Below are 25,733 nucleotides of genomic sequence, written 5' to 3'. Positions count from 1 at the left end.
ACTTGCAGGGCTTTTCGTGAAAAGAGGAATGGCGTATGATTCGAGTCATCCCGGTCCGGAGGTACGGGGGGGGAGAGAGGCCAAGGGCCTCAGGCTCCACAAATCGCCCGACGAAAAGGAAGTGAAAGGAAATGACTCAGAAAAAATCCAAAGTGCCCCATACCTTCGTTCTGCTTTTCGGCCTGATCCTCCTGGCCGCCATCGGGACCTACGTCCTCCCGGCGGGGCAGTTCGACCGCATGGAGCACCCCGTGACGCACCGGACCGTCGTCGTTCCCGGCTCCTATCATACCGTCGATCCCTCCCCCGTGGGCTTCATGGATCTCTTCATCTCCGTCCAGAAGGGGATGATCGACGCCGCCGACGTCGTCTTCTTCGTCTTCATCGTCTACGCCTCCTTCTTCGTCGTCCTCCAGACGGGGGCGCTCCATGCCTTCATCGGCTGGCTCCTGCGCGTCACGAAGGGCAAGGAGATCGTCATCATCCCCGTCTTCATGTACACCTTCGCCCTGGGAGGCTCCATCTTCGGCATGTACGAGGAGACCTTCGGTTTCATCCCCCTCTTCGTCGGTTTGGGCATCGCCATGGGCTATGACGCCATCGTGGGCGTCTCCATGGTCGCCTTCGGCGTCGCCATGGGTTTCGCCGCCGCCTTCATCAACCCCTTCACCGTCGGCCTGGCCCAGAAGTTCGCCGAGCTGCCCCTCCTGTCGGGCCTCAACTTCCGCCTCGTCAGCTGGTTCGTCATGGTCACCATGGCCGTCCTCTGGACGATGCGCTACGCCCTGAAGATCAAGAAGGACCCCACGAAGAGCCTCATGTACGGCGTCGACATGGGAGCCCTGGCCCTGGACCACGACGAGCTCCTGAACCACAGGTTCTCGAGCCGCGACAAGTCGATCCTGGCCGTCGTCGTCCTCTCCGTGGCCCTCCTCGTCTGGGGCGTCATGGAGAAGGGGTGGTATTTCGACGAGCTGGCCGGACTCTTCCTCATCATGGGATTCGCCTGCGGCTTCCTGGCCGGATGGGGCCCCAGCAAGCTGGCCTCGGTCTACGTCGACGGCGCCCGTGACATCGTCTTCGGCTCCCTCGTCATCGGCCTCTCCCGAGGCATCCTCATCGTCATGCGCGAAGGGCAGATCATCGACACCGTCATCTACGGTCTCTCCCTGCCCCTGGCCAACTTCCCCCGCTGGGTCGCCGCCGAGGGCATGCTCGTCGTCCAGACGCTGATCAACTTCTTCATCCCCTCCGGCTCCGGTCAGGCGGCGACGACGATGCCCATCATGGCCCCTCTGGCCGACCTTCTGGGCATCACCCGTCAGACGGCCGTCCTGGCCTTCCAGTACGGCGACGGCTTCTCCAACATCCTCTGGCCGACGACGCTTCTGCCCGTCATCTGCGGCATCGCCCACGTGCCCATCGACCGCTGGTGGCGCTTTTTCGTCCCCTTCTTCCTCCTTCTCTTCCCCGTTCAGATGATCTTCATGGCCGTCGCCGTCGCCATCAACCTTCCCTAGGGACGGGGACTCTCGAAACAACAGGTCGTTGCGGGGCCGACGGCCATGTCGTCGGCCCCTTTTGCCTTTTAAGGGAGGTGCGACTTTGGACGAACTGGATATCCTCATTCGCGGCGGGCGCGTCGTCCACCCCGAAAGGGGAGTGGACGAGGTGGCCGACGTGGCCCTTGCGGGAGGCAAGATCGCCTGGATCGGCCATGGCGACGGCTCCCGGGCCCGCAGGGTCCTCGACGCCGAGGGCCTTATCGTCTCGCCCGGTTTCATCGATACCCACATTCACGACGAGGAGGTCGACGACCCCGATACGGCCGAGCAGGCCCTCCTCAGACAGGGCGTGACGACGGCCATCGCCGGCAACTGCGGCTCCGGCCCCCTGGGGCGGGACATCCTTCCCAGCCGGAGCCGTCCCTGGCTCAATCTGGGCTATCTGACGGGGCACCGCTGCCTCCGCCAGGCCGTGGGCATCGACGACGTCTATCGGGCCGCCACGGCCGAGGAGACGAAGGGCATGGTCTCCCTCCTGGAGCGGGAGCTGGAATCGGGCTCCTTCGGCCTCTCCTTCGGCCTCGAATATGCCCCCAACACGAGTCCCGACGAGATCCGAGCCCTCCTGGAGGTCCTCAAGGCCTTTCCCCGCCGGTGGGTTCCCGTCCACATCCGCTACGACGGCCCCCGCTGCGTCGAGGCCGTCCAGGAGGTCCTCGACTACGCGAGGGAGACGGGGCTGCGCTTTCAGCTCTCCCATCTGGGGAGCATGACGGCCTTCGGCCGCCTGTCCGAGGTCCTGGCCCTCGTCGAGGCGGCGCGGACCGACGGCGTCGACGTCACCTTCGACTGCTATCCCTATGATGCCTTCTGCACCCACATCGGATCGACCGTCTTCGACCCCGGATTCGAGGAGCGATGGGGCAAGGGGTTCGAGGCCCTGGAGGCGGGCAGCGGCAAGTACAAGGGACGTTTCCTCGACGGGGCCATCTACGCGGAGATGCGCCGCGACGATCCCGACGCCCTCATCATCGCCCACGTCATGAACGAAGAGGAGGTGCGCCTCTGCCTCGCCCATCCCCGCTGCGCCATCGCCTCCGACACGCTCCTCAAGGGGGGACAGGGACACCCGAGGGCGGCGGGGACCTTTCCCCGGGCGCTGCGGATCCTGCGCGACGAGGGGCTTTCGTGGCCTCAGGCCCTCTACCACGCCACGACCCTTCCGGCCCGGATGGCCTGGATCGACGCGGGACGCCTCGAGGCCGGGGCCGTCGCCGACATCGTCGTCTTCGACGGGGAAAGGCTGCGAGACAGGGCCACCTTCAAAGAGGAACTTCTCCCGCCCGAGGGGATCGCCTGGGTCATCGTCAACGGCAGAGTCGCCGTCGAAGGGAACCGCGTCCTTCCCGACAGGGCCGGACGGCTCCTTTCCCGCGAAGAGGCTACGGAAGAGGCCTGAAAGAGGAGAGCCCTCCCCTCCACGAGGGAGTCCCGACGAGGGGCCGGCCCGAAGGGGGCTTTCCTCATCGCTCCCGGGCGGCTTCGCCGAAGCCGTTCGGGTCGAGGCAGGTCCTATGCAAAGAGGAGGTTTTCCCATGACCGATTTCCCGACGAAAGACGCCATCGACGGCGCCATCGCTTCCCTGGCCCCTGAGGTCGCCGCCCTCAGCGACGACCTGGCGGCCCATCCCGAGCTCTCCGGCGAGGAGTTCGAGTCGAGCCGCAAGATCGTCGCCCTTCTGCGAAAGGGGGGCTTCGACGTCGAATACCCCTATCTGGGCCTTCCCACGGCCTTCCGGGCCGTCCGGGGCAAACCCGACGGGGCTTCCCGCGTGGCCCTCCTCGTCGAGTACGATGCCCTTCCCGAGATCGGACATGCCTGCGGCCACAACCTTCACGGCTCCATGTCCGTCCTGGCCGGTCTGGCCCTGGCCCCCCTCATGGAGAGGATCGACGGGGAACTCGTCCTCTTCGGCACTCCCGCCGAGGAGACGAACGGCGCCAAGGTTCTCATGGCCGACAGGGGCGCCTTCGACGGCTTCGATCTGGCCCTCATGATTCACTGTCACGGAGGGGCGACCTTCGTCCCCTATCGCTCCCTGGCGATGGACGCCGTCGAGTTCGTCTTCCGAGGCAAGGCGGCTCACGCCGCCGGCATGCCCTGGGAGGGAAAGAACGCCCTCAACGGCGTCCAGCTCCTCTTCCACGCCGTCGACATGCTCCGCCAGCACGTCAGGCCCGAGGTCCGCATGCACGGCATCGTCTCGAAGGGCGGCGCGGCCCCCAACATCGTCCCCGAGACGGCCGAGGCCCGCTTCTACTTCAGGGCCCCCAAGAGGGCCTATCTCGATCAGATCCTGGCTCAGGTCCACGACTGCGCCCGAGGTGCCGCCCTGGCGACGGGGACGGAGGTGGAGTGGCGCAACTTCGAGTTCAGCTTCGACGATGTCCTCCCCAACGGCGCCGCCGAGGCCATGATGGAGGAGATCTTCTCCGACCTGGCCGTCCCCCTCTCGCCGTCGCCCGGCGCCCTGGGATCGTCCGACGTGGGCAACGTCTCCTACCGCTGCCCGGCCATTCAGCCCGAGATGGACTTCACGGGCCGTCACGTGGCCGCTCACACGAGGGAATTCGCCGCCGCCGTCACGGGCCCTCGTGCCCACGAGGCCCTCGTCACCGGAGCCAGAGCCCTGGCCCGCGCCGCGCTGCGCGTCTTTTCCGACGGCGATCTGCGGCGGCGCATGAAAGAGGATTTCGCGGCCAATCTCTCCCGCTGAGGGGAGGGCCTCGACGTCCGTAGAAAGACCGATCGCCGGGCAACGATGAAGTGGAAGCGTGGGTTAGGCCATGAGGCGGCTGGAGGGCCGGGAGTCCTGTCGCGGATCTTGAATCGGCGCCCTCTGTCCCGGCGAGCCTGCGGATTCGGGCGAAAACCGCTCTCGCATAAAGAGGAGAAAGGCCCCCCGGAAAGCGTCGGGGGGCCTTTCTCCTCTTATGAAACTCAGGCGTTATCGGGATTCCCCTCTGTGGGTTTTCCCCTTTCCCGAACAGTCGGAGGCGCAGGCCGAACAGCCGCAGGAGCAGCCGCCGCCACGGACGGCGGAGCGGAAACGGCGGACGAGATAGACGCCCGTCAGGACGAGGACGACAAGAAGGGCGATTTTTTCCATGACGTCAGTTCCCTCCCATGGCCTGAAGGATGAGACCGCCCTGGTAGACGGCCACGGCCAGTCCGTAGGCGAGGAGAGTGTTGAAGGCCATGGAGAAGGCGCCCCACTTCCACGATCCGGCCTCGCGGACGATGCAGACGACGGTGACGAAACAGGGGGCGTAGAACATGGTGAAGATGATGAGGGAGAGGGCCTTCAGCGGCGACCAGTCGGGCGAGGTCGCCAGGGTGGCCGCCAGGCCGCCGCTCTCCTCGGGGTCGACTTCGCCCAGGGAGTAGGCCGTGCCCAGGGTGGAGACGACGACCTCCTTGGCGGCGAAACCGCCGACGAGGGCGATGTTGTCCCTCCAGTCGAAACCGGCCGGCGACGTGATCCTTTCGAGGGCGATCCCCATCCGTCCGGCGTAGGAGTTCCGCAGGGCCTCCTGGGCCTCCTCCCCGTCGAGGGCGGCCAGGCCGTCGGCGATCTCCTGGGCCTCGGGGGAGAGCTCTTCCGTCTCGGATTCCAGCTCGGACCGGACCTCCTCGGAGGCCTCCGTCAGGATGGTCTGGCGCCGCGTCTCGAAGCGCTGCCGGTCGGTCTCGCCCGGCTCGGGGAAGGTCATGAGGGCCCAGAGGAGGATCGAGATGGCCAGGATGACCGTTCCCGCCTTCCTGATGTACTGCCAGGTCCTCTCCCAGGTGTGGATGAGAAGGCCCCGGAAGGTGGGGAAGCGGTAGGGGGGCAGCTCCAGGACGAAGGGCGTCGTCTCCCCCTTGAGGATCGTCGACCGGAGAACCTTGGCGGCCACAAGGGCGCCGATCCAGGAGAGGACCGTGATGAGGAGCATCATCGAGGCCTGGTTCTCGGTGAAGAAGACGCCCACGAGCAGGGCGAAGACGGGCAGCTTGGCCCCGCAGTTCATGAAGGGCGCCGTGAGGAGCGTCGCCAGCCTCTCCTTGGGCGACTTGATCGTTCTCGCCGCCATGACGCCCGGCACGGCACAGCCTCCGGCGATGCCTCCGGAGATGATGAAGGGCATGACGGAGCTGCCGTGGAGGCCGAAGAAGCGGAAGAGACGGTCGAGCATGAAGGCCACCCGGGCCAGATAGCCCGTGTCCTCCAGGAAGGAGATGCCCAGGAACATGAAGAGGATCAGGGGGACGAAGCCCATGACGCCGCCCACGCCGTCGATGACGCCCGACAGGATCATCGACTTGAAGAGACCTTCGGGAAGGTTGGTCTCGGCCACGGCGCCGAGCCATCCGAAGAAGCTCTCGAACCAGCCCACGGGCGTCTCGCTGTAGGCGAAGGTGAAGCGGTAGAGTCCGGCCAGGACGGCCACCATGATGACGGGGCCGACGAAGCGGTGGGTCAGCACGGCGTCGAGACGGTCCGAAAGGGTGGCCGCGTCGCGGTCTTTCCTGTAGACGACCACGTTCCGCTGAAGGAGGGCCTTGATGTAGCCGTAGCGCTGGTCGGCGATGAGGGCCTCGGCGTAGGTGTCCAGAGTGGTTCGGAGGTGGCGGTCCAGCTCGTCGGCCATGGCCGTCAGCTCCCGGTCCAGCTCGGGGGCCTTCCCGGCGATGGAGGCCCGGACGGCCTCGTCCCCTTCGAGATACTTGAGGGCCGCCCACCAGGGACGCTGGGCCTCGGGCAGAGCCAGGGCCTTCTCGATGGCCCCTTTCATTCTCTTCAGAACGGGGTCCACGTCGGGGCCGTAGGAGATGCGCAGGGGACGGGGCGCGACGCCTACCGTCGCCAGGGCTTTCTTCATCAGGTCATGGATCCCCTCGCTCCTGCGGGCCACGATGGGAACGACGGGAACGCCCATGAGGGAGGCCAGGCGGTCGGCGTCGATCTCCATCCCCCGCGACTGGGCCTCGTCCATCATGTTGAGGGCGATGCAGACGGGAAGGCCCATCTCCAGAAGCTGGACGGTGAGGTAGAGGTTCCGCTCCAGGTTGGAGGCGTCGACGATGTCGATGACGACATCGGGGCTCTGGTTCAGGAGAAAGTCGCGGGTCACGACCTCTTCGGAGGAATAGGCCGAAAGGGAGTAGATGCCCGGAAGGTCTTCCAGCTGGGCCGTGACGCCCTCGTGGACGTAGGTTCCCCTCTTGTGCTCCACCGTCACGCCGGGGTAGTTGCCCACGTGCTGACGGGCTCCCGTGAGGGCGTTGAAGAGCGTCGTCTTACCCGAGTTGGGATTTCCGGCCAGGGCGACGACGGTCATGACCGCTCGACCTCCACGTCGATGTGATCGGCCTCGCTGTTGCGGAGGGTCAGGGTGAAGTCGCCGACTCTGAGGGCGACGGGGTCGTAAAGGGGAGCCCGGCCGAGGATCCTGATCCGCGTCTTCGGCGTGAGTCCCATGTCGCGGATCCTCCGGCCCAGCTCGCCTTCGGCCCTGACGGACCGGATGATTCCGGCCTCGTCGTCTTTCATCTGTCGCATGGGAATGCAGATCGTCATGGCTATCGTTCCCTCCCAAAATTTTTGTTCGATGTTTGATGTTTATAACACTCGGGAGGGGAGAAGACAAGCCTTTTTTCTCAGGGTGTCGCCGAAAAGGGGCCGAAGATGACGGCGTAGGGTAGGGGACGCTCCTTCCCGTCGGAAGGCCTGTTGACGATCGATCCGCGCCACCAGAGGGCCGACGAACCGCCTCCGTCGAGGTTGAGCACGTCTTTCAGACCCATCGCTGCGGCGACGTTGCGCGTTTCGTCGAGGGTGAGTCCGCTGCTGTGCCAGGCGTCGCGGCCGTCGACGACGACCCACCAGAGACGGAGGCCGTCCTGTCCCACGAAGGTGCGGGGGTGACGCGGCTCGCGCAGGGCGGCGTTGAAACCCTCGTTCGTCGTCAGGGGGCGTCCGTCGGCGATGAGGCGGGGACCGGCCTGAAGGAGCCAGGGCTTATCCATGGCCGGATCGGCCAGGCGGCGGAGGATCTTGACCTCGTCGCCCGGCTCGAGGAGGAGCAGCTCCTCGGCGGCGACGCCCCGGGCCGCCACGAGGAAGCCCCCTTCGGGGACGGCATGGTTCGAGACGCTCCAGTGGCGGACGGACTGGACTCTGCCGTCGACGACGGAGGCCTCGACGGCTCCGAAGAGAAGGTCGCGGGCGAATCCCCCGGCCCCGGCTGTGTAGAGGGCCACCCCCTGCTGGGGAGGACGGCCGTTGACGGCGGCGACGGGCCGGATCGACCCGGCCAGGTCGACGTAGATCTGGAGGTTGCCGTTCCCGAAGGCCACCTCGCCCGATTCGCTCCAGGCCAGGGCGCCGCGGTTGCCCTGGGGGAGGCTGTAGGGAACGTCGTCGGCGACGAGGCTGCCGATGACGGCGTTGCCGCTGAAGAAGCCTCCGTTGACGGCCGCCGTGGCCCCCGTCAGGGCGGCCGTTCGCGAGAGAGGAAGCCGCGGTGCCCCCAGCGTCGGGGCGGCCGCGATGCGGGGCATGGCGCCGCCGGGTTCGACGACGAGGGCCGCCCAGAAGAGGGCCCGCGAGCCCGTTCCGCCCTGAGGCACGACGGCGGCGGAGAAGGTGGAGGGGAGGGCGGTCATCTTCGTCCAGGCCTCGGCGTAGTGGGCGTAGGGACCGATGAGGACGGCCTGTCCCTCGTCCCCTTTGGCGAGAAAGCTCGTCAGGCCCAGTTTCCTGAGCTGGGCCTGGACGGCTGAAGCCTCGTCGGCTCCGGCGTATTCGCCGACCTGGACGGCCCAGTTCGTCGGCGCCGAGCCCAGCCCCTGGCGGTGGACGACGAGAGTCAGCCCCTCGAAGGAGACCTGTCCCTCCCAGAGGACGAGCTGCGTCGTCGTCTGGCGGAGCCAGGCCGTGAGGCGCACCAGGTCGTCGACGGAGACGTCGGCCCTCGGATCGTCGAGGAACTCTCGCGGGGCGGGAAGGTTCATGGCCCCGGCCAGGCCCACATAGCCCAGAAGGTAGGGGGGAATGTCGGCGTCGGGAACGGGGAAGAACGTGCCGAAGACCTCCGCCTCGTGGCGCCAGCCCATGCCGCGCAGGGCCAGGAAGAGCGCCTCGGCCCGGGCCGCCTCCATGTCGGGGTGGAAATGGTCCGTGGGAAGCAGGACGCCCAGGGCGGCGGCCGTCTCGATGGCCTTGGCGTGAGGGTGTCCCGGAGGCACGTCGGCGAAGCGGGCCGAGCCCGTCCATGGCGGCAGCTTCAGGGCCTGGACGACGGCCTCGACGACCTCGCCGCGCGTTACGGCCCAGGCGGCGTGAGGAAGGGCCGAAAGGGCCGCAGCGAGAAGCAGGGCGACGACAAATCCCGTAGGGCGTCTCATAGGGCGATCCGTCTCCTTAAAGAGAATGATTTCGCTCATTCTAGCACCGGCGGAGAAAGTCACGAAGGTGAAAGGGAAAGTCGCCTCTTTCCCCTCCCGTCTCGTCCCTCCCGGGAAGTGGCGAGACGGGAGGGACGAGGCTTCTCTGGCGGGGAGATAGGGGGGAAAATCAGTGTTGACAGCCTGCCGCAGGCTCATTATAATGGGCCTCGCTTGATCGAAACGGGGGTATGGCGCAGCGGGAGCGCACTTGCATGGCATGCAAGGGGCCGGGGGTTCGAATCCCCCTACCTCCACCAGAAGACAACAGGGGCCGCCTGGGCAGGCATCACCAAGCCGGGCGGCCCCTGCTTTTCGCCTGTCGACCGATAAGCGGCATCATCCGGTGTGGGCCCCGAAAGCGGGATCACGAGCTACGTTGCCGTTGAAACCGGGCTGTGTCATCCTGGATCCGCAGGCTCCGAAAGTTCTGCTTCTCCCTTGGGCGTCGAAATTCTGTTTTGTGAAGCCTGAGTGAGATTCGATCCTGATTTTGGATTTACACCCTCGTCAGAGCCTGTCGGCCCTTCGTGATGTCCACAAACCATGAGCCTCCGCGGGAGTTATCCACGACAGAGGAGGTCCCACCTACGGGCGGTTCGCAAGATTTGTTCAGGGCTGGAGTCTGCAAAAACGCTCCAGGCTCCATTGAGCCTGCTCCAGCAGGTTGCCTCCGGGGTTGTGTCCGCTGATTTTCACGATCCACTGCCTTCCATGGCGAACCAGTCGTCCCGCCACGGCAAAGACTTTGAACCGCAGGGTTCGGGGACGGCTCCGGGACCAGCGGGCCGGCAGGACGTGTCTTCTGAAGATGGTCATGATGTTCAGGGACAGTACGGAGATCCACCACCAGGCGGCACAGGCACCGAAGTACAATGAACGCTCCGTTGCAGCTCTCCATCTTGCGAAAAGGGCTTTCCCCCGGGGAAGATCGCGGGCGGCGGCAAGGGCATGCCGTTTCGACAACCCCCCGTCGCCTTCCAGGTCGTCGATATCGTCCACGGCGCTTCCTCCCGCGATGTTCAGCAGGACAAGAGACAGAATCTGCTGAACATCGCTGTAGCCCTGAGTGGGTCTGCCCCTGATGCGTTTCCGGATGGAGTGATCAAGACCCAGGCCGTAGAAAAGACCTTCAATGGCCAGCAGACCCGCCCAGGCAGTGATGCCTTTCGATTGACTTTCTATTACGTAGTGGAACGGAAGAGCCTTTTGAGATACCATCAATATCACCTCGTCGGTGTGGGTTTGGGTGTGGTAACCAAAACTCTATCACCGCTCTAGCAGCGGTGCCAACGAGGTCTTTCTATGTCTTTAGCCTGCGGATCCAGGCCGGCGGGGGGCGTCGCACATCGGAGGTTCCAGCGTGCAACGGATCGGGGATCGCTTCGGGGTGAGCCGTGTGACGGTCCAGCGGAAGCGATTCGGACTCCGGAGGAGATTGCCCGCCTGGTGGTCCTTCATCCTCCGGAGTCCGAACCGCTCCGGCTTTTCTCGTGACGTGAGTTCTTATGCCTCTTCGTGGGTGTCTTCGTCTATGGCTTTGGCCCTGGCTTTGTCGGGAATCCGTGTCAGAATGGTCGCGTCGCAGTCGTTGCGAGGCCTCAGGCCCGGCACGGTAAGCCGGTCGCCCGGGGCCTTTTGCGTGTGCAAGAGGAGGTCAGGCTTGGTGTCTGTCTTGAATTCCCAAGGAGGCCTTGATGCCAGCCTGGAGCACCTGGGAGAAGTTGAGTCCGGCCTGCTCCGCCAGGGAATTGAGCCACACCGGGACGGTGACGTTCTTCTTCACCGATCCGGAATGCTCCCGGTCCCGGAAGAACGGAAGCCATACGTCCACCAAGTGGACCACTTGGTTCTCCCCTGCGTGAAACGCCCGGGATGGATTCGGAATCGGTTTGCCCAGGTCTTCGCACGCCACGAGGAAAGTACCAAGGGCATCTCGAGCCATGAACAACGCCTCTTCGTCCGTCCTGGCGCAGGAAAGACACCCGGGAAGGTCGGGGAAGGAAATATCGATACCGTCTGGGGTGTACTCGAAGATAGCCGGGTAGATGGTCAGGTCTTTAATCTCTTTCATGCAAGATCTCTCCTTTCCCGATAGCCGGGGTTTCCCCCGGCTATCGGATCTGATCGATTCCGGTTTGTCTGCGGATGGCGGCGAGGGTTCCTTTGGTGATCTCGCCGTGAGGGATGGCGGTCATTTGCCCCGTCTCCGGGTTCTCGTAGACCCTGTGGCTTCCCTTCCCGTGTCCTGTCGGGCGCCATCCGGCTTTTTCAAGGATTCGGCAGACCTCTTTCTGGTTGATCACGGCGGCCTCCTTCCTGATGCGCATATTCTATGCTCCTTGCAGGGGCTTGTCAAGTGTCTTTTACAAGTACCCATGATTCATACAGAAGGGAGGTACCGCCATGTCCAGGACGCAAAAACTGACCCCGAAGCAGGCCTGGTTCGTGGCGGAGTACCTCGTGGACCTCAACGCCACACAGGCGGGCATCAGGGCGGGGTACAGCCTGAAAACCGCTGATTCCATCGGATTGCAACTGCTACGGAAAACTCAGGTTGCGTTGGCCATCCAAAAGGCACAGGAAGATCGAGCCCGGCGGGGGCTATGGCTTTGGCCCTGGCTTTGGCGGAAATCCGTGTCAGAATGGTAGCGTCGCAGTCGTTGCGAGACCCCAGGCCCGGCTATACAGTCGGAATCCGGGGCCTCGTTAGCTCTCCGTGCGTCAGACTCCCAGCTTCTCTCGCAGGGCTTCCTGGAGGGTGCTGGAGAAATTGATCTTGTGTTCCATGGCCATTTCGTTGAGCCACGCCGGAAGGGTGACGTTCTTGCTGACGGATTTCTTGGCTTCTTCTTTGCGGAGAACATCCAAGCGCACGTCGATCAAGACGGCGATTTCGTCTTTTTCCGGCTGCAGTTTGTTGAGCGGAGTAGGGGCCGGGATGGGGTCGTTGTCTTCTTCCATGCAGAGCAAGTGCCCGCCCAAGGCCTCCTTGGCGCTGGCGATGGTGTCGGCGTAGTCCTTCCCGAAAGTATTGCAGCCCGGAAGGTCGGGAAAGCGGACGCAGATATAGGCCCCCTCCTCGGAGAGCAGCGCAGGATATATGCGCACATCCTTTTTCATCCCCATTCATCTCCTTTCCGGCGGCGGGGTTATTTCAGCCCCACCTGTTTCATGATGCTGTCGAGGGTTTCCGGTGGGACGTCTTTTTGGGGGTGTTCGACCGTGACCTTCCCTGGTTTTGTCGGATGCTTGAAATGGTGATGGCTTCCGACCGTTTTCATCCAGCACCAGCCGTCTCGTTCGAGAATCTTGATTATCTCGCTGGATTTCATGGCCTCCCCCCTGACGTTCACATCATGACGCGCATTATTATGCGCGTCATGCTTGTTGTCGGGTCTCGGATTCCCGGCTGACCGGGCCCGGGGCCTCGTTGTGCCCTCTACGCCGCAGGCCTGGCCGTGGACAACACGAACAGCGTCGCGAAAATCACCGCGAACAGAATTTTTCGCATAAAAACACCCCCTTCTCGCAGCCGAACGTCGTGCACCGCGCTGAGGGGGAAGCTTACGAGAACGGCCTCATGCAAACCATAAGGAGGTGACCGCCGTGGCGAAGCTGACGGCAAAACGCAGAGCTTTCGTGGAAGCCTACGCGGGCAATGCCACGGAGGCCGCTCTGAGCGCTGGGTACAGCCCGAAAACGGCTCATACGATCGGGCATGAATCGTTGAAAAAACCTGAAATCCAGGAGGCCCTTCACGAGAGAGAGGACGCATGGCTCGCAACTCTCATCGCCACCTCTGGACATTAAGCACCCTCAAGTCACGAGCTCTCTGTTGAAGCAGGTTCCTCATGCTTTGGCCGACCCGATCATGATTTTTCAGTCTGCAACCGTTCCCGGCTCCTACGTGTCCCTGTTGGAGTTGAAGGATGCCAACGGTAGCAGCATCGTTGTTCCCGTAGCCTTGAATGCCTCGGATTCCGGGAGACGGGCCTTTCTGACCAGCGTTTATGGGAAGGACGAGAAAGTTTCCGGGAAGGTGAAGCCTCGGAACGAGTGGTTTGTCGATCAGATTAAAGGGGGGGATCTGAGGTATATTAACATAGAAAAAAGCGCCCGCCGGGCTAGGGGCGTCGGGCTCCAATTGCCCATTATGCCGCTTCAGCCTCAGGCGCTTCTTGGGGCGAAGATACCCACCGAATCCGATCCTGTCAAGCTCAGAGCCGCGACCCGAATCCGCCGGCTCTTCAGGAGGAACTTCGTCGGATCCACCGATTCAAGGTCTGTTCCAATCACCTCGCCGGTGCGGGGTCGAGGCAGCCGCCTCCGTTTTTCAGACACCTCCTGGCCGGACCGATGGACTCCCGCCCTGTTTTCGCCTGCGGATCGGGGAGAACCCCGATCGGGTGACACCGCTGCGGCTATCCGATACAATGATCTCGGACGACGAAGCGGGGCGTCCGCTCCGACGCGACCCTCTCTCTACCGTCGACTCGCTGGAGGTGTTCCCGTGAACCGGGATATGGAAAAAATCAAGAGTTTCCTCGTCCGGGAACCCGATTCCCTGAAAAGGGGGCTTCTCGCTCTCGGATACCTGAGCGAGATGCTGCGGGAAAGGGGACTTCCCTCCCCGAAACTGGTGGGCGGGGCGGTCGTGGAATTCTACACCCGCAGCAGCTACAAAACGACGGACTTCGATCTGATCTGCGAGGACAAAAGGGTCGTCCGGGATACCCTCGAACGGATGGGGTTCAGGCCGTTCTCGTCTCGCGGACTCTACAGCGAAGAACTCGACATACACTTCGACCTCCGATGAAGGTGAGGTCAGAATAGGCGGCCATCCGCCTCGTGGATTCCTTTCGGTGCGCCTGTCCGGACATGACGGAAATCCCGTCTCCGTCGACATGTTGATGATGGAAGACATCGTACTGGACCGTCTGAACGCCGCCGCATGGTGGGCCCCGAAGGGGCGGGCCGGAGAATCCGAGGATTTCGTCTGGGCCAAGGCGCTTATCCTGATCGGCGGAGAATCTTTGGACCGGAACGCTTTGCGCCGTCGTGCGGAGACGGAAAACGAGCTCTCGGGCCTGCTGGAAAAGGCCTTCAGCGAAGCTGACGAGATAAAAGACGAGACGGAAAAGGGGCCGATGCGATGAAGATCGTGACGGAAACGACGGTCGACTACGAGGCCTATGAAAAAAACATCCCCCTGATGGCCATCATCGAGCGAGAGCTTTCGGGGAAAAGGAGAACCCGTCCGATCCTGAAGGAAGATCAGAAAGCCCTCGTCGCGGTGGCGGCGATACGGGCCAAAAACCTGGCGGATCAATACGAGACGGAAGTCGTCTTGCGATAGACGGCTCGCCTTTCAGACAGAAGGAGAGGCCCCCGCATGGGGCCTCTCCTTCTGTCTGCCTGCCCGACTCTTTTCCTCTGCAACTTGGCTCGTGGTCCAGTTCAGCGAGTATTCAGCGAATGGAGTTTCACTCCCCGTCGCGCCCGTCTTTCCGGAACCCACCCTTCTTCCGTGGCATCCTCCGCGGAGATCGCCTGACCTCTTGGGCTTTCCTTTGTCCGTAGGACCTTCACTCATGGCCGTGCGCTCCTTTCCGGTCCCAAGGGGCCTCTCCGTTTCGGCGGAGCGCGTCCCCTACCGTTATCGAGGCCTTCTCGGAAGTCTCCGCCTTTTCCCGATCTCACGAGGTGTTGCCGCCAGGCAAGGGGAGGGCGGCGAGCCCGATCAGCCGCATTTCGTCCAGGATGCGGCAGGCATCGAGAAAGTCCGGTCCCAATCCCCTTTTGTCCGCCTCGCCGCGATAGCCCCGAAGGAGATGGGGTCCCTCGTCACGTCCGTCCTGAAGGCGCTCCAGGAGGGCCCATGAAGCATCGTTGCCGATGATTCCGATCAGGTCTTGCATGGCCTCGCTCCGCTTTTTCGGGCACTGTCGATCTGATCCAGCTTATCGTCCAGTTCCTTCAGCGTCTGTCCCTCGCAGACCCGGCGGATCAGGTCGACAGAGAGCTCCGGTTCTTCCTCGGCGGCATGGGTGAGGCCCTCGAGGGATGACGCGCTGAGCCGTGGGGCTTCCTGAAGGCAGCCGAGGCTGGGGTGGGTCTGAAAGACCTCCGGGCTCCCCTGCAGAAGCTGCTTCTTCCACTGACCGATCTGGACGGCGGGAACCTCCTTCAACGGCAACGTGGCTCGTGGTCCGGTTTTCGGGGGCTGCCCTATGCCTGCGGATATCGAAAGGTGATGATCGTTCGGATTTTGGCAGCGGTCGTCGCAAACGTATAATGGGCCCCGAAAGCGGGATCGGGAGCCGGGTTTTCAAGCCCGCAGCCGTCGTCCGAGGGACGGCCGGGGAAGGGACACGATCACGGATGTCGCCCGGAATGAGGCGCGGCGACGAGGAGGGATCGACGGTGGATCATCGGACCCGGGAGTATTACGACCTCAGGGCCGCCGAGCTGGCCTGTCGCTACGACGGGGCCCGAGGCGGCGTCGCCGAAAGGTTCGACAGGGCTTTCCCCCGGGGAGGCCGTGTCCTCGACGTCGGGGCCGGATCGGGGCGGGATCTGAATCGGCTCCTCCTCGGCGGCTGGGACGGTTGGGGCGCCGAGCCCTGCCGAGCCCTCATCGGCGAGGCCGAACGCCTCTACCCGGCGGTCCGGGGCCGGATTCGGCAATCGGCCCTGCCCGATCTCGACGGGATCGGCGACGGCGCCTTCGACGGGGTCCTCTGCTCGGCCGTGCTCATGCACCTGGCCGACGGGGAGCTGGAGCGGTCTTTTACCGGAATCCGCCGGGTTTTGAGGGACGGAGGCACCTTTCTCGTCTCCCTGCCCCTCGACGGAGAGGGGCGCCCCTTCCGGGGGGGAGACGACGACGGAAGGCTTTTCAACGGCCTTTCGCCGGAGGGCCTGGAGCGGGGGCTCGCGAAGCGGGGTTTTGCCTCTCTGGGCCGATGGGAGAACGGCGACGGCCTGGGCCGGGACGACCGGCGCTGGGCCCTGGGGCTTTTCCGTCTCTCCCGGCGGGGTGACGGCGCTGTCTTTCCGCCCGAAGCCGCTTCGGACCGTCGACGTCTCCCGGCCGACGGAGTTCCCCCGGGAAGGGGGCGGGTGAGGCGATGAGAGAATCCGGTCGGGGACAATCCGTGGTCCTGCTCCTTCACGAGATCTACGGTCTCAACGAGCACATGGACTTCCTGAAACGTCGTCTGGAGCGGCATCGATGGGAGGCGGTCGTCCCCGACCTGCTCGAGGGGAGAGGGCCTTTCCCCTACGAGCGGGAGGAGGAGGCCTACCGGCATTTCACGGAACGGATCGGTTTTCCGGCCGCCGCCGATCGGGCCGTCTCCGTTCTGACCGATCTCCGGCGACGTTACGACAGGGTCTGCGTCCTGGGCTACAGCGCGGGGGCCACCGTCGCCTGGATCTGCGGCGCCACGGGGCTCTGCGACGGCGTCGTCGGCTTTTACGGTTCCCAGATCAGGAACCACACGTCCCTTTACCCCCGCTGCCCCACCCTGCTCTTTTTCCCCGAGAGGGAGAGGTCCTTCGACGTCGATGCCCTCATCGGCCTTCTCCATCGACGGGACCGGCTTCGGATCGAAAAGATGGCCGGTCGGCACGGTTTCGCCGATCCCTTTTCCGATCGCTACGACAGGCGCTCCTCGCTGCGGGCCACCCGTTGCCTGCTCTCCTTCCTGCACGACCTTCCCTCGTAGATCCGATGGGGCGTCCCATGGGAGGCGCCCTTCGTTCGCCTTCAGGGGGAGCCGTCCCCTCCTCCCCTTATTCGCGGAAGGGGAGGGCCCAGAGGGGGACCTGACCGGCGGCCTTCCCGAGCCGGGCCTCGTGGGACATCCACTGCGGATCGTGGCGGGCCAGGGCGGCCTTGAACTGTGTCGAGTGGTTCATGTGGAGCACGTGGCAGAGTTCGTGGATCATGACGTGGCGCACGAGGTCGACGTCGAGAAAGAGAAGGGCGGCGTTGAGGCTGATCGTTCCCGTGGCGGAACGGCTGGCCCAGCGGCTTTTCTGGAGCCGGAACTGGAGGCGCCCGAGGGGGATGCCGCACAGGTCGGCCTCCTTTCGGATCAGGGGCGTCAGGTGTCGCCGGGCCTCCTCCTTGAGCCAGGCCTGAAGGGCGGCGCGGACGGGGAGGGCCTTACCGACGGGGCCGGAGAGGACGAGAACTTCCTCCCGCTCCTCGGAGCAGCGGATTTCGCCCGAGTCGACAGGGCGATAGAGAACGCGCCAGTTCGCTTTGACGGCCCGGAAGGTGATGTGCTCGGGAAGGCCCTTTTCTCCGTCGTCGCGTTCCTTTCGGGTGGCTTGGATCTTTTCCGTCTTCCGGCGGTGTCTTTCGGGCAGGCCCGAGGCGATGATCCGAGCGGGGCCGCGAGGAAGGGCGACGGAGGCCTCTCCGTTCGGCGCGACGACGGAAAGGCGCGGGCTCCTGTGTCCCTCGACAGGGCGGCAGGGGGTGTGCGTCATGGAAAGGGGCTCCTCTCTTTTCGGGTTGTGGGGCGGGCCCCATTGTAGTCAAAGGGGGCGGATGGGGAAAAGGGGAGCTCCTTCGTCTCCTCCGGGGAGACGGTGGGGGAAGAAGCGGCGAGGTCTCTTCCGGTCTGGCCGTCGGCGAATGGAAGAGTTTCAGATATAATCGGAGCGGGTTCCCCTTTCCCTGCGGTTCCCTTTCTCTGTCCGGAAGTCCTGCACGGGCCCTTGCCGTCCTTTATGCTCCGGCGGCAGGTCTCTTCGGGAAGGAGGTCCTTCATGATGAAGAAAAGTCCTCTCGCTCTGGTTTTCTCCCTCCTCTGCCTGGTGGCCTTCTCTTTTCCGGCCCGGGCCGATGTCCAGGCCGATGTCAATCGGCCTCCTTCCGTCGCCGGGAGGGAAGTTCCTCTCGGCGACAAGGGGCGGATGAAGAACGCTCCGGACCTGCAGAAGAAGAGGCTGACGGAGGCCATCCTCCGGTCCGTCTGGCGCCGCCTGTCGGAGACGACGGGCTTCAGCGCCGCTCTCGCCCTGGAGGAAAAGGAGGAGGCCAACGCCTACATCACCCGCGAGGGTGAGGGGTATAAGATCGTCGTCTTCCGGGGACTCCTCTCCCTCCTCGAAGGCGAGGACGAGCTGGCCGGCGTCGTGGCCCACGAGATCGGTCACGGCGTCAGGGGCCACATCGAGGAAGGGGCTCAGAAGAACGCCGGCATCGCTCTCGCCGCCGATCTTCTGAGCCGTCTCCTGGGAGGGGGAAAGGCGACGGAGATCGCCCTCGGCGCCGGAGCCGTCCTGGCCTCCCAGGGGTACAGCCGGGAGCAGGAGGTGGAGGCCGACGATTTCGCCGTGGCCACGCTGGCCCGGTCCGGCTATTCCCCCTGGGGCCTCTACAACGCCATCAGGCGCATGGCCGAGGCCGGTCTCGTCACGTCGCCCAGCGGCTTCAACTCCCATCCTCCGACGGAGCGGCGCATGACGCGGCTGAAGGCCCAGGCCGAACATTGGGAGGCCCAGATTCGGCGGGAGGAGACGCCGTGACCGAGGTCGAACGGATCTGGACCCTCAACGAGGGCTCCCGTCAGGAGGGGCCCGTCGTCTGCTGGATGAGCCGCGACCAGAGGGCCGAGGACAACGGGGCCCTCCTTGCCGCCCAGGAGATGGCCCTGGCCCGGAAGGAACCGCTGGCCGTCCTCTTCTGCCTATTGCCCTCGTTCAAGGGAGCTCCCGGGGGAGCCTTCGCCTTCATGCTCGACGGCCTGATCGAGACGGCTCGCGATCTGGCCCGCCGCAAGATCCCCCTCATCGTCCTTCGAGGTGACCCGGTCCTCGAGATTCCCCGCTGGATCGGGGCGCGAGGGGCCTCCGCCCTCTTCTGCGATTTCGATCCCCTCCGGGAAAAACGGCTCTGGCAGCGGGAGATCGCCGTTCGGGTGTCCGTTCCCTTCTTCGAAGTCGACGGCCACAACGTCGTTCCCTGCCGCCGGGCCTCGTTCAAGCAGGAGTACGCCGCCTACACCTTCCGGCCCAAGATCAGGGCCCTTCTCCCCCGGTTCCTCGAGGACATGCCCTCCCTGAAGGACCACCCCTTTCCCTGGTCCCGGGAGGACGAAGGTTCCCGATCCCTCGACCGTCTCGTCGAGGCGCGTAAAAACCTGCCCTCCCCTCTTCCGGCCTCGGGCCCTCCCGGGAGCGCCGCCGGGCGGAGGCGGCTTGACGCCTTCCTCGCCGCCGGTCTGACCGATTACGACGGGAAACGGAACGATCCCAACGAGGAGGCCCAGTCGGGACTCTCCCCCTATCTGCACTTCGGCCAGATATCGGCCCGGCGCGCCGCCCTGGAAGTCACCCGAAGCGCCGCTTCCGACGAGGCGAAGGAGGCCTTTCTCGAGGAGCTCGTCGTCCGGCGCGAGCTGGCCGACAACTTCTGCTTTTATAACGAGGCCTACGACCGCTTCGAGGGCTTCCCCGACTGGGCCCGCAGGACCCTCGACGCCCACCGCTCCGACGAACGGCCCCTCCTCTACGGTCCGGCCGATCTCGAGGAGGCCCGTACCGACGATCCCCTCTGGAACGCCGCCCAGCGTCAGATGGTCCTTACCGGCAAGATGCAGGGCTGGCTCCGCATGTACTGGGCCAAGAAGATCTTCGAATGGTCCCCCTCGCCCGAGGAGGCCCTCCGTCGCGCCCTCTTGCTCAACGATCGCTACGAGCTGGACGGTCGCGATCCCAACGGCTATGCCGGCGTCGCCTGGAGCATCGGCGGCGTCCACGACCGGGCTTGGCCGGAGCGGCCCCTCTTCGGAAAAGTGCGCTACATGAACCTGGCCGGGGCGAGACGCAAGTTCGACGTCGACGCCTTCTGCCGCTCCGTCCCCCCGCTCGGCTGAAAAGGCCCTTTTCCCAGGAGGCCCCTTGGGACCTCGCGCTTTATAGCGGGGAGTGTGTCGCCTCCTCTCCTCGATGTCGGACGTTGCGGTCCCTTGAAGCCCCTTGCCGGCGCCGACCAGGGGCCCCTGTCCTTCGCTCCGGCCGTGTGTCGTTGAAACGACGGTCTTAGCCCTTCGTGAGCTCCAGCCATCGGGCGGGGCGAACGTTGAATGACCCTGAGGTTTCTGCTAACTTGTGAGGACATAGAGGGAACGACGGAGCCTCCTTTCTGCGAAAAAAGGGCCCGTCGAAGGGAGGCTGTACCGTGAAGGAAGAACTTCGCTTTTTTCTGAAAGACACCATTCGCCGGAGCGTCGATTTCACCCGAACGGCCCAGAACCTGGGCTATCCGCCTCCGCCGCTGGAGAAGCCCCTTCCCGAGGGGGCGACGATCCTTCCTCTCCCCCTCCCGGAGGCGTGGCCCGAAGTGAGCGGCCTCTCCCTCTTCGCCGCCATCGCCCGTCGTCGGTCCCACCGCTCTTTCCGCGACGCGCCCCTCTCCCTCGCCGAACTTTCCTTCCTCCTCTGGGCCGTCCAGGGCATGAGGGAGGTGCGCGACGAGATCAGGGGCTACCGGACCGTTCCCTCGGCGGGCTGCCGCCATCCCTTCGAGACCTACCTGGCCGTCTTCGACGTCGAGGGACTCGCCCGGGGGCTCTATCGCTACCTCCCTCTGGAGCAGGGGCTGGTCTGGCTGGTCTCTCCCGACAACCTGGAGCAACGGACCGTCGAGGCCGCTTCAGGACAGGCCTTCGTCGGGAAGGGGGCCCTGACCTTCCTCTGGACGGCCCTGCCGGAGCGGACGGAGTGGCGCTACGGCGAGGCCTCGGTCAAGGTCATCGCCCTCGACGCCGGCCATGTCTGCCAGAATCTCTATCTGGCCTGCGAGGCCGTCGGAGCCGGAACCTGCGCCATTGCCGCCTACGACCAGGAGGCGGCCGACAGGCTCGTCGGCGTCGACGGCACCGACGAATTCGTCGTCTACATGGCGTCCGTCGGAAAGGTCGATCCCCCGGACTACCTCTGACGGCAACCTGCGGGCGAGAGGGGATTTCCCGTCGACGGCAAAGGGCCCCTTGCACCTCGACCGAACCTGCCGCCCGGCGACGCGAAAGGAGCCGATGAACGTGAAACCGAAAATCACCCTCGTCACTCTCGGCGTGAGCGATCTCGACAGATCGGCGGTCTTCTAGGGGGAGGGGCTGGGCTTTCCCCGCCTTCCCGGCGGAGAGGGCATCGTCTTCTTCTCCCTCGAAGGGACCTGGCTCGCCCTCTATCCCCGCGAGGCCCTGGCCGAAGACGTCCAGGTCCCTTCCGCGGGAGAGGGCTTTTCCGGCGTGACCCTGGCCCACAACGTCGCCTCCACTTCCAGGGCTTTCCCGACGAGCCGCCCGGTCTCGAAGGTCTCGTAGACGGAACGCATGTCGCCCAGGCCGAGATGGGTGTAGACCCGGACCCTGTCGCGGGTCTTCCCGCCCAGGAGCCTCCAGACGGGGACGCCGTACCCTTTGCCGCAGATGTCCCACAGGGCCTGTTCGATGCCGCTGATGGCGGTGACGCCGATGATCCCGAGCTTGTAGTAGCTCTGTTTCTTCAGGGTCTCGAGGCAGAATTCGATGTCTCTCGGGTCTTTGGCCGACAGCAGAGGCTCCAGGTCCTCGATGGCGCTGACGACGGCCCTCGTCTTCCAGTTGAGGCTTGCCTCTCCCCAGCCGTATAGCCCGTCCTGATCGGTCAGCACCTTGACGAAAACCCAATTCCTCATCTCGGCGTTCACGACCAGCGTCCGTATTCCGGTGATCCGGATGACGTCCTTTCCGAATGCGTTCTTCGAGGTCGGCGGCATATGTTTCTCCTTTCACACTTGAATGTCTGTAACATTCAAGTCAGAAGATCGAAACGTCGCTGTCCAATGATGCCTTCGTATCAATTAATAGCCTTTGCCTATCAGCCGGAGGGGAGGGGTGATCGCTCCGGGGAGAGGGCCAGCGATTCGTTCCGGGCTGAGATTCGATCTCCGTCGAGGATGAAGGGTGCCCGGAAAGGAAAAGGCAGGGGGTTCCGGCGCGGAATCGGGAGAGCGTGCCCCGCGGGAAGTCCGAGGGAGGGCTTCTCTTGATGACGTGGCAAGCTCGATGTGGACCGGAGCGGCAGGAGAGGACAGGGGAAGGCAGGGGAAGGCCTTTTCATGGGCCTGTCGGCGGACGGTGTCGCTCGGACGGAATCGCCCTCGACGGGTCGGCCGGTTGCAGGAAGAGCCTGCACGGCTTTCTCCGGTAAAGGGGCGCGGAGCCGCGAGGCTCGAAAAAGGGCTTTATTTCAACGTCTTGCCCATCTCCACGGCGATATCCCTGAAGATCCTGATCACGGGAGAGAGCTCTCTGTCGTTATAGGCTATTCCCAGGGTGAGATAGGGTTTCGCCTTGGAGAGTTCGCGGTAAACCACTTGAGGGTGATTGAATTTCTGCAAGTCGGAAGCGATGAAGCCGACACCCAGTCCCGAGGCGACGTGGGCGATGATGGCCTGAGCCGGAGCCGCCTCGATGATGTTTTTCGGCGTGAAGCCCGATTCCTGGCAGAGCTCGATCATTTTGTCGTAGAGCTTGGGGCTGAGTTTCCTCGAAAAGATCACCAGCGGTTCGTTTTCCAGATCCTTCATGGTGAGGGAAGCTCTTTCGGCGAGGGGATTCTCCCGGTGGATCACGACATCGAAGGCCAGCTGCGCGATCGTCTCGCATTGGAGAGATTTGTCGTCCAGGGGCGGGTGGACGCTGCCGACATCGATGCGGTGGGAGCGCAGTTCCTCCTCCTGTTTGAGCATGTCCATTTCCTGAACGACGATCCCCACGCCGGGCAACAGTTCCCGGAACTTGCCGATGATGCTGGCAAGGACGATATAGATCGCCGGAACCGTGGCGCCGACGGTGATGTGCCCCATCTCGCCCCTCTCGGTCATCTGGACGAGCCTTTTGGCCTGTTTCATGTCGTCGTGGATTTTTCGGGCCTCGGCGAGGAAGACCTGTCCGGCTCGCGTGAGCTGCACTTTCCTTTTCGTCCGGTGCACCAGTTTGGCCTCCAGCTGCTCTTCCAGACGGACGAGTTGCTGGCTCATGGAGGGCTGTGTCAGCAGGCAGCGGTCGGCCGCGCGCCGGAAGTTCAGCTCTTCCGCCAGGGCGATGAAGCATTCGAGCTGCCGTGAGTCCACTTTTTCGACCTCCTCTCGACTCCGCAGAAGGGGAAGACCCCGTCAGGCCTGTCGGGCTTTTGCACGGAGGTCCGTCGCGCAGCCGAACCGGCGGGGAGAGGGCAGGGATCGACGATACCGGGATCGTTCGCGTTCCTTCCCCCGTCAGATCCTCCGAGATCTTCCGCCGGGGAAAGAGCGGCGGAAGGAAAGTCCTTTTTCCGCCCTTTTCCCCGAGGTGTCCTTCCCCTCGGTCGCAGGCGAGCGTTTGCGGCCGACGATGACGGTTCCTCTTCGGCTGCGGGCTGATGTCCGATTTCATTGTAGCGGCGGGCCGAAGGGGGCACAATCGGGTGTCCCCTTCCTCGATCCGCAGGAAGAAACGGATGGAAGCTCTCCTCGCCCGGCCGGGAGGCGTCTGAGGGGCGGAGACGGTTGCCCCGGCCCCCGCTCCGACGGGGTGATGGGAACGGGCCTTGAATCGGTGGATCCGGCGGAGTTTGTCTTGAAGAGCCTGCGGATTCGGGTCCTTTTCTTATACCTGCCGAAGGGGGACGGTCGGACGGGGGCGCTGCTCTTCCTTGTTTTCCGGACCGACCCTCTTGGCGCCTCGGAGAGGAGGTCAGCCCCGGTCCGGTGAGGGATAGGGGGTTCGGCGCTTCTCTGGCCGGATCGTCCCTTTTTCCGCCGATAGATGGTCGGGCCGCGTGGAAAAGGTATAATCAGACTCGCCTTGGCTTATCGATCCCGTCCGGAGGTGATCCCCGGTCTTGAGTTCCTCCTTCCTGCTCGTCGACATGCTCCGGCGGCGTTTCGCCCTCCCCGTGGAGGCCGTGGAGAGGATCGTCGCCGCCGCGGAGACCGTTCCCCTCGCCGAGCCCTGCCCTGCGGTGAGGGGACTCGTCAACGTCGGCGGCGAGGCCCTTCCCGTCGTCGATCTGCGGCCCGCGCCCGGCGGTCTTTTCCCCGACCTCGAGCTGAGCGACCGCTTCGTCGTCCTCCGCGAGGGAGGACGACTCGTGGTCCTTCTCGTCGAGGGACTGGCGGGAGTCGTCGAACTCGACGTCGATGTCGTCGAGTTGCCCGGCGACGGGTCGTCGCGGCAGGTTTCGGTGGCTTTCGAGGGCGACGAGGTCTCGGCCGTCCTCGTCCGCTCTCCCGAGGCCCTTCTCCGCGGGATCGTCCTCTCGGAGGGGGTCCCGTGACGCCTGCGCGTCCCCCTGCGGTTTCGGACGAGGACCTCGATCGTCTGAGCCTGATCGTCTCCGAGCGGACGGGCGTCACCTTCTCCGAGAGCGACGACCAGAGACGGGAGCGGATGAGACGCGTCGTCGCCGAGCTGGCCCGGGAGAGCGGCGAGGGAGGAGCCCAGACGCTTCGCCGTCTTCTGTCGACCTCTCGTCAGGCCGTCGTCGACCTTCTGGCCCCTTACGTGACCATCGGCGAGACCTATTTCTTCCGCGAGAGCCGCAGCCTCGAGATCTTCCGCGACAGGGTCGTCCCCCTTCTGAGCCGTGAGAGGAGGGGACCTTTGCGCATCTGGTGTGCCGGCTGCAGCAGCGGCGAGGAACCCTACACGCTTGCCATGCTCCTCGGCGACGCCGCTCCTGCAGGGCGGGGTATCTCCCTTTTCGGCACCGACATCAACGCCCGGGCCCTGGAGAAGGCCCGGCGGGCCCTTTACACGCGATGGTCTCTCAGAGGCCTCGACGGAGAGCGCACGGGGCGTTTCTTCGAGGGACCCGACGGAGGGCCCTACTCCGTCCGTCCCCGTTACCGCTCCGGCGTCTCCTTCAGCCTCTTCAACCTCGTCGATCCCGGCCCCTTCCCCTGGGGAGAGGGGACCGTCGACGTCGTCTTCTGCCGCAACGTGCTCATCTATTTCGATGCCGCCACACGTGAGGGGGTCCTCGACCTCTTTCACCGGGCCCTCTCCCCTGCGGGATGGCTCGTCGTCGCCCCCTGCGAGGTCTCGGCCCTCCTGGCCTCCCGTTTCTGCCCCCGCCACTTCGACGGCGTGACCCTCTACTGCAAGGAAGGGGAGTCCTCCCTCTCTCTTCCTCCCGAGGAGCCTTTCTGGGGAGATGTCTGGGAGAGGCCCGCCGACGAGGAGGAGGGAGAGGCGGCGTCTCCGGAGCCTTCCTTCACGGAGGGACTGGCGCTCTGGGAGGGCCCCGGCGAGAAGGGCGGAGGCGGCGGCCCCGACGGGACGCCGGACGGCCTCCAGGCCGTCCGGCGCCTGGCCGACGAAGGGCGTCTCGACGAGGCCCTGGCCCTCTGTCTGGCAGGAGACGACCGGAGCGATCCGGCCCGCTACTATCTCCTCGCCACGATCCACCAGGAGCGGGGCGACGTCGAGGCGGCCCAATCGGCGCTGCGCCGCGTGCTCTATCTCGATCCCTCCTTCGTCGCCGGCCATTACGGCCTCGGTGCCCTGGCCCTGCGGCGGGACAGGCACGACGAGGCCCGCCGTCATTTCCGCAACGCCGCCGACCTCCTGGCGAAGATGGCCCCCGAGGCGCCCGTCGCCGAGAGCGGGGGGATGACGGCGGCGGAGTTCAGGTCCATGATGGAGGCGTCGCGCCTCTGACGGAGGCGGGTGCGGAAGTCCTCG

Annotated in this window: 30 protein-coding genes and 1 tRNA gene; 17 read left to right on the top strand and 14 right to left on the bottom strand. The window is 64.7% G+C overall.

Annotated elements, in window-relative coordinates:
• Positions 1–131 precede the first annotated feature (131 nt).
• The 3 genes from KAR29_RS05705 (at position 132) to KAR29_RS05695 (ending at position 4,282) form a co-directional block, all read left to right on the top strand.
• Complete coding sequence (locus tag KAR29_RS05705; RefSeq protein WP_274374650.1) at positions 132–1,520, top strand: YfcC family protein; 1,389 nt, start codon at positions 132–134, stop codon at positions 1,518–1,520.
• A gap of 85 nt (positions 1,521–1,605) precedes the next feature.
• Complete coding sequence (locus tag KAR29_RS05700) at positions 1,606–2,964, top strand: N-acyl-D-amino-acid deacylase family protein (protein ID WP_274374649.1); 1,359 nt, start codon at positions 1,606–1,608, stop codon at positions 2,962–2,964.
• Between the two features lie 136 nt (positions 2,965–3,100).
• Positions 3,101–4,282 carry a M20 family metallopeptidase gene (locus KAR29_RS05695; protein ID WP_274374648.1) on the top strand — a complete coding sequence of 394 codons (1,182 nt, stop codon included), beginning with the start codon at positions 3,101–3,103 and terminating at the stop codon, positions 4,280–4,282.
• A 231-nt stretch (positions 4,283–4,513) separates the two neighbouring features.
• Here the strand turns inward: KAR29_RS05695 and KAR29_RS05690 are convergent, their stop codons facing one another.
• The 4 genes from KAR29_RS05690 to KAR29_RS05675 form a co-directional block, all read right to left on the bottom strand.
• Positions 4,514–4,675: a FeoB-associated Cys-rich membrane protein gene (locus tag KAR29_RS05690; protein ID WP_274374647.1), complete on the bottom strand. Its 162-nt coding sequence runs from the start codon at positions 4,673–4,675 to the stop codon at positions 4,514–4,516.
• Positions 4,676–4,679: 4 nt separating this feature from the next.
• Entirely contained in the window at positions 4,680–6,890 is a 2,211-nt protein-coding gene (feoB, locus tag KAR29_RS05685; protein WP_274374646.1) for a ferrous iron transport protein B, read from the bottom strand.
• Positions 6,887–7,129, bottom strand: coding sequence for a FeoA family protein (locus KAR29_RS05680; RefSeq protein WP_274374645.1), 243 nt, complete (start codon positions 7,127–7,129; stop codon positions 6,887–6,889). The genes feoB and KAR29_RS05680 overlap by 4 nt, the downstream gene beginning before the upstream one ends.
• Positions 7,130–7,209: 80 nt before the next feature.
• Positions 7,210–8,997 carry a phosphodiester glycosidase family protein gene (locus KAR29_RS05675; protein ID WP_274374644.1) on the bottom strand — a complete coding sequence of 596 codons (1,788 nt, stop codon included), beginning with the start codon at positions 8,995–8,997 and terminating at the stop codon, positions 7,210–7,212.
• A gap of 185 nt (positions 8,998–9,182) precedes the next feature.
• Between KAR29_RS05675 and KAR29_RS05670 the strand changes: the two genes are divergently transcribed.
• Positions 9,183–9,257 (top strand) — tRNA-Ala (locus KAR29_RS05670).
• 352 nt (positions 9,258–9,609) lie between these two features.
• Here KAR29_RS05670 and KAR29_RS05665 read toward each other — a convergent pair.
• From KAR29_RS05665 to KAR29_RS05655, 3 genes are all read right to left on the bottom strand, one after another.
• Complete coding sequence (locus tag KAR29_RS05665) at positions 9,610–10,218, bottom strand: transposase (protein ID WP_274374643.1); 609 nt, start codon at positions 10,216–10,218, stop codon at positions 9,610–9,612.
• Between the two features lie 436 nt (positions 10,219–10,654).
• Positions 10,655–11,071, bottom strand: a complete 417-nt coding sequence (locus tag KAR29_RS05660; RefSeq protein WP_274374642.1) for a type II toxin-antitoxin system HicB family antitoxin — start codon at positions 11,069–11,071, stop codon at positions 10,655–10,657.
• 40 nt (positions 11,072–11,111) lie between these two features.
• Positions 11,112–11,327: a type II toxin-antitoxin system HicA family toxin gene (locus tag KAR29_RS05655; protein WP_274374641.1), complete on the bottom strand. Its 216-nt coding sequence runs from the start codon at positions 11,325–11,327 to the stop codon at positions 11,112–11,114.
• Positions 11,328–11,403: 76 nt separating this feature from the next.
• Between KAR29_RS05655 and KAR29_RS14060 the strand changes: the two genes are divergently transcribed.
• The gene (locus KAR29_RS14060; protein ID WP_407649547.1) at positions 11,404–11,649 is read left to right on the top strand and encodes a terminase small subunit; all 246 of its coding nucleotides are present in this window, start codon (positions 11,404–11,406) and stop codon (positions 11,647–11,649) included.
• A gap of 72 nt (positions 11,650–11,721) precedes the next feature.
• On the opposite strand, the gene KAR29_RS05650 is transcribed toward KAR29_RS14060, so the two are convergent.
• Together KAR29_RS05650 and KAR29_RS05645 are read right to left on the bottom strand one after the other, a co-directional pair.
• Entirely contained in the window at positions 11,722–12,120 is a 399-nt protein-coding gene (locus KAR29_RS05650) for a type II toxin-antitoxin system HicB family antitoxin (RefSeq protein ID WP_274374640.1), read from the bottom strand.
• A gap of 29 nt (positions 12,121–12,149) precedes the next feature.
• Entirely contained in the window at positions 12,150–12,281 is a 132-nt protein-coding gene (locus tag KAR29_RS05645; protein WP_274374922.1) for a type II toxin-antitoxin system HicA family toxin, read from the bottom strand.
• On the opposite strand from KAR29_RS05645, the gene KAR29_RS05640 reads away from it, so the two are divergent.
• From KAR29_RS05640 to KAR29_RS05620, 5 genes are all read left to right on the top strand, one after another.
• Positions 12,246–12,413 (top strand): hypothetical protein, encoded by a 168-nt coding sequence (locus KAR29_RS05640; RefSeq protein WP_274374998.1) that lies wholly within the window; start codon positions 12,246–12,248, stop codon positions 12,411–12,413. The genes KAR29_RS05645 and KAR29_RS05640 overlap by 36 nt on opposite strands.
• Positions 12,414–12,606: 193 nt before the next feature.
• Positions 12,607–12,810 (top strand): terminase small subunit, encoded by a 204-nt coding sequence (locus KAR29_RS05635; protein ID WP_274374639.1) that lies wholly within the window; start codon positions 12,607–12,609, stop codon positions 12,808–12,810.
• Between the two features lie 46 nt (positions 12,811–12,856).
• The gene (locus KAR29_RS05630) at positions 12,857–13,816 is read left to right on the top strand and encodes a MuF-C-terminal domain-containing protein (RefSeq protein WP_274374638.1); all 960 of its coding nucleotides are present in this window, start codon (positions 12,857–12,859) and stop codon (positions 13,814–13,816) included.
• Between the two features lie 46 nt (positions 13,817–13,862).
• Positions 13,863–14,156, top strand: coding sequence for a hypothetical protein (locus KAR29_RS05625; RefSeq protein ID WP_274374637.1), 294 nt, complete (start codon positions 13,863–13,865; stop codon positions 14,154–14,156).
• Positions 14,153–14,356, top strand: a complete 204-nt coding sequence (locus tag KAR29_RS05620; protein WP_274374636.1) for a hypothetical protein — start codon at positions 14,153–14,155, stop codon at positions 14,354–14,356. Before KAR29_RS05625 ends, KAR29_RS05620 begins: the two co-directional genes overlap by 4 nt.
• 340 nt (positions 14,357–14,696) lie before the next feature.
• Here KAR29_RS05620 and KAR29_RS05615 read toward each other — a convergent pair whose 3' ends face one another.
• Both KAR29_RS05615 and KAR29_RS05610 read right to left on the bottom strand, forming a co-directional pair.
• Positions 14,697–14,918, bottom strand: coding sequence for a hypothetical protein (locus tag KAR29_RS05615; protein WP_274374635.1), 222 nt, complete (start codon positions 14,916–14,918; stop codon positions 14,697–14,699).
• Complete coding sequence (locus KAR29_RS05610; protein ID WP_274374634.1) at positions 14,906–15,190, bottom strand: hypothetical protein; 285 nt, start codon at positions 15,188–15,190, stop codon at positions 14,906–14,908. Before KAR29_RS05610 ends, KAR29_RS05615 begins: the two co-directional genes overlap by 13 nt.
• Before the next feature lie 233 nt (positions 15,191–15,423).
• Here KAR29_RS05610 and KAR29_RS05605 point away from each other — a divergent pair, with 233 nt between their 5' ends.
• Both KAR29_RS05605 and KAR29_RS05600 read left to right on the top strand, forming a co-directional pair.
• Complete coding sequence (locus tag KAR29_RS05605) at positions 15,424–16,134, top strand: class I SAM-dependent methyltransferase (RefSeq protein ID WP_274374633.1); 711 nt, start codon at positions 15,424–15,426, stop codon at positions 16,132–16,134.
• Positions 16,131–16,730: a dienelactone hydrolase family protein gene (locus KAR29_RS05600; protein WP_274374632.1), complete on the top strand. Its 600-nt coding sequence runs from the start codon at positions 16,131–16,133 to the stop codon at positions 16,728–16,730. Before KAR29_RS05605 ends, KAR29_RS05600 begins: the two co-directional genes overlap by 4 nt.
• Positions 16,731–16,797: 67 nt before the next feature.
• Here the strand turns inward: KAR29_RS05600 and KAR29_RS05595 are convergent, their stop codons facing one another.
• Positions 16,798–17,502 (bottom strand): M48 family metallopeptidase, encoded by a 705-nt coding sequence (locus KAR29_RS05595; protein WP_274374631.1) that lies wholly within the window; start codon positions 17,500–17,502, stop codon positions 16,798–16,800.
• Positions 17,503–17,784: 282 nt separating this feature from the next.
• Here KAR29_RS05595 and KAR29_RS05590 point away from each other — a divergent pair, with 282 nt between their 5' ends.
• The 3 genes from KAR29_RS05590 (at position 17,785) to KAR29_RS05580 (ending at position 20,962) form a co-directional block, all read left to right on the top strand.
• Positions 17,785–18,546, top strand: coding sequence for a M48 family metallopeptidase (locus KAR29_RS05590; protein WP_274374630.1), 762 nt, complete (start codon positions 17,785–17,787; stop codon positions 18,544–18,546).
• Positions 18,543–19,895 (top strand): deoxyribodipyrimidine photo-lyase, encoded by a 1,353-nt coding sequence (locus tag KAR29_RS05585; RefSeq protein ID WP_274374629.1) that lies wholly within the window; start codon positions 18,543–18,545, stop codon positions 19,893–19,895. Before KAR29_RS05590 ends, KAR29_RS05585 begins: the two co-directional genes overlap by 4 nt.
• Before the next feature lie 305 nt (positions 19,896–20,200).
• Positions 20,201–20,962, top strand: coding sequence for a SagB/ThcOx family dehydrogenase (locus KAR29_RS05580; RefSeq protein WP_274374628.1), 762 nt, complete (start codon positions 20,201–20,203; stop codon positions 20,960–20,962).
• A gap of 246 nt (positions 20,963–21,208) precedes the next feature.
• On the opposite strand, the gene KAR29_RS05575 is transcribed toward KAR29_RS05580, so the two are convergent.
• Together KAR29_RS05575 and KAR29_RS05570 are read right to left on the bottom strand one after the other, a co-directional pair.
• Positions 21,209–21,712, bottom strand: coding sequence for an enolase-like domain-containing protein (locus KAR29_RS05575; protein WP_274374627.1), 504 nt, complete (start codon positions 21,710–21,712; stop codon positions 21,209–21,211).
• A gap of 537 nt (positions 21,713–22,249) precedes the next feature.
• A complete protein-coding gene (locus KAR29_RS05570) occupies positions 22,250–23,140 on the bottom strand; it encodes a LysR family transcriptional regulator (RefSeq protein WP_274374626.1) in 891 nt (296 codons plus the stop codon).
• A gap of 749 nt (positions 23,141–23,889) precedes the next feature.
• Here KAR29_RS05570 and KAR29_RS05565 point away from each other — a divergent pair.
• Positions 23,890–24,324: a chemotaxis protein CheW gene (locus tag KAR29_RS05565; RefSeq protein ID WP_274374625.1), complete on the top strand. Its 435-nt coding sequence runs from the start codon at positions 23,890–23,892 to the stop codon at positions 24,322–24,324.
• Positions 24,321–25,709 carry a CheR family methyltransferase gene (locus KAR29_RS05560; protein WP_274374624.1) on the top strand — a complete coding sequence of 463 codons (1,389 nt, stop codon included), beginning with the start codon at positions 24,321–24,323 and terminating at the stop codon, positions 25,707–25,709. The genes KAR29_RS05565 and KAR29_RS05560 overlap by 4 nt, the downstream gene beginning before the upstream one ends.
• The last annotated feature ends 24 nt before the right edge of the window (positions 25,710–25,733 follow it).

Origin of the sequence: Aminithiophilus ramosus (assembly GCF_018069705.1) — a bacterium.
Classification (GTDB): Bacteria; Synergistota; Synergistia; order Synergistales; family Aminithiophilaceae; genus Aminithiophilus; species Aminithiophilus ramosus.
Note: the sequence above shows the minus strand (reverse complement) of the source record. Positions and strands in the feature narration are given on the sequence as shown.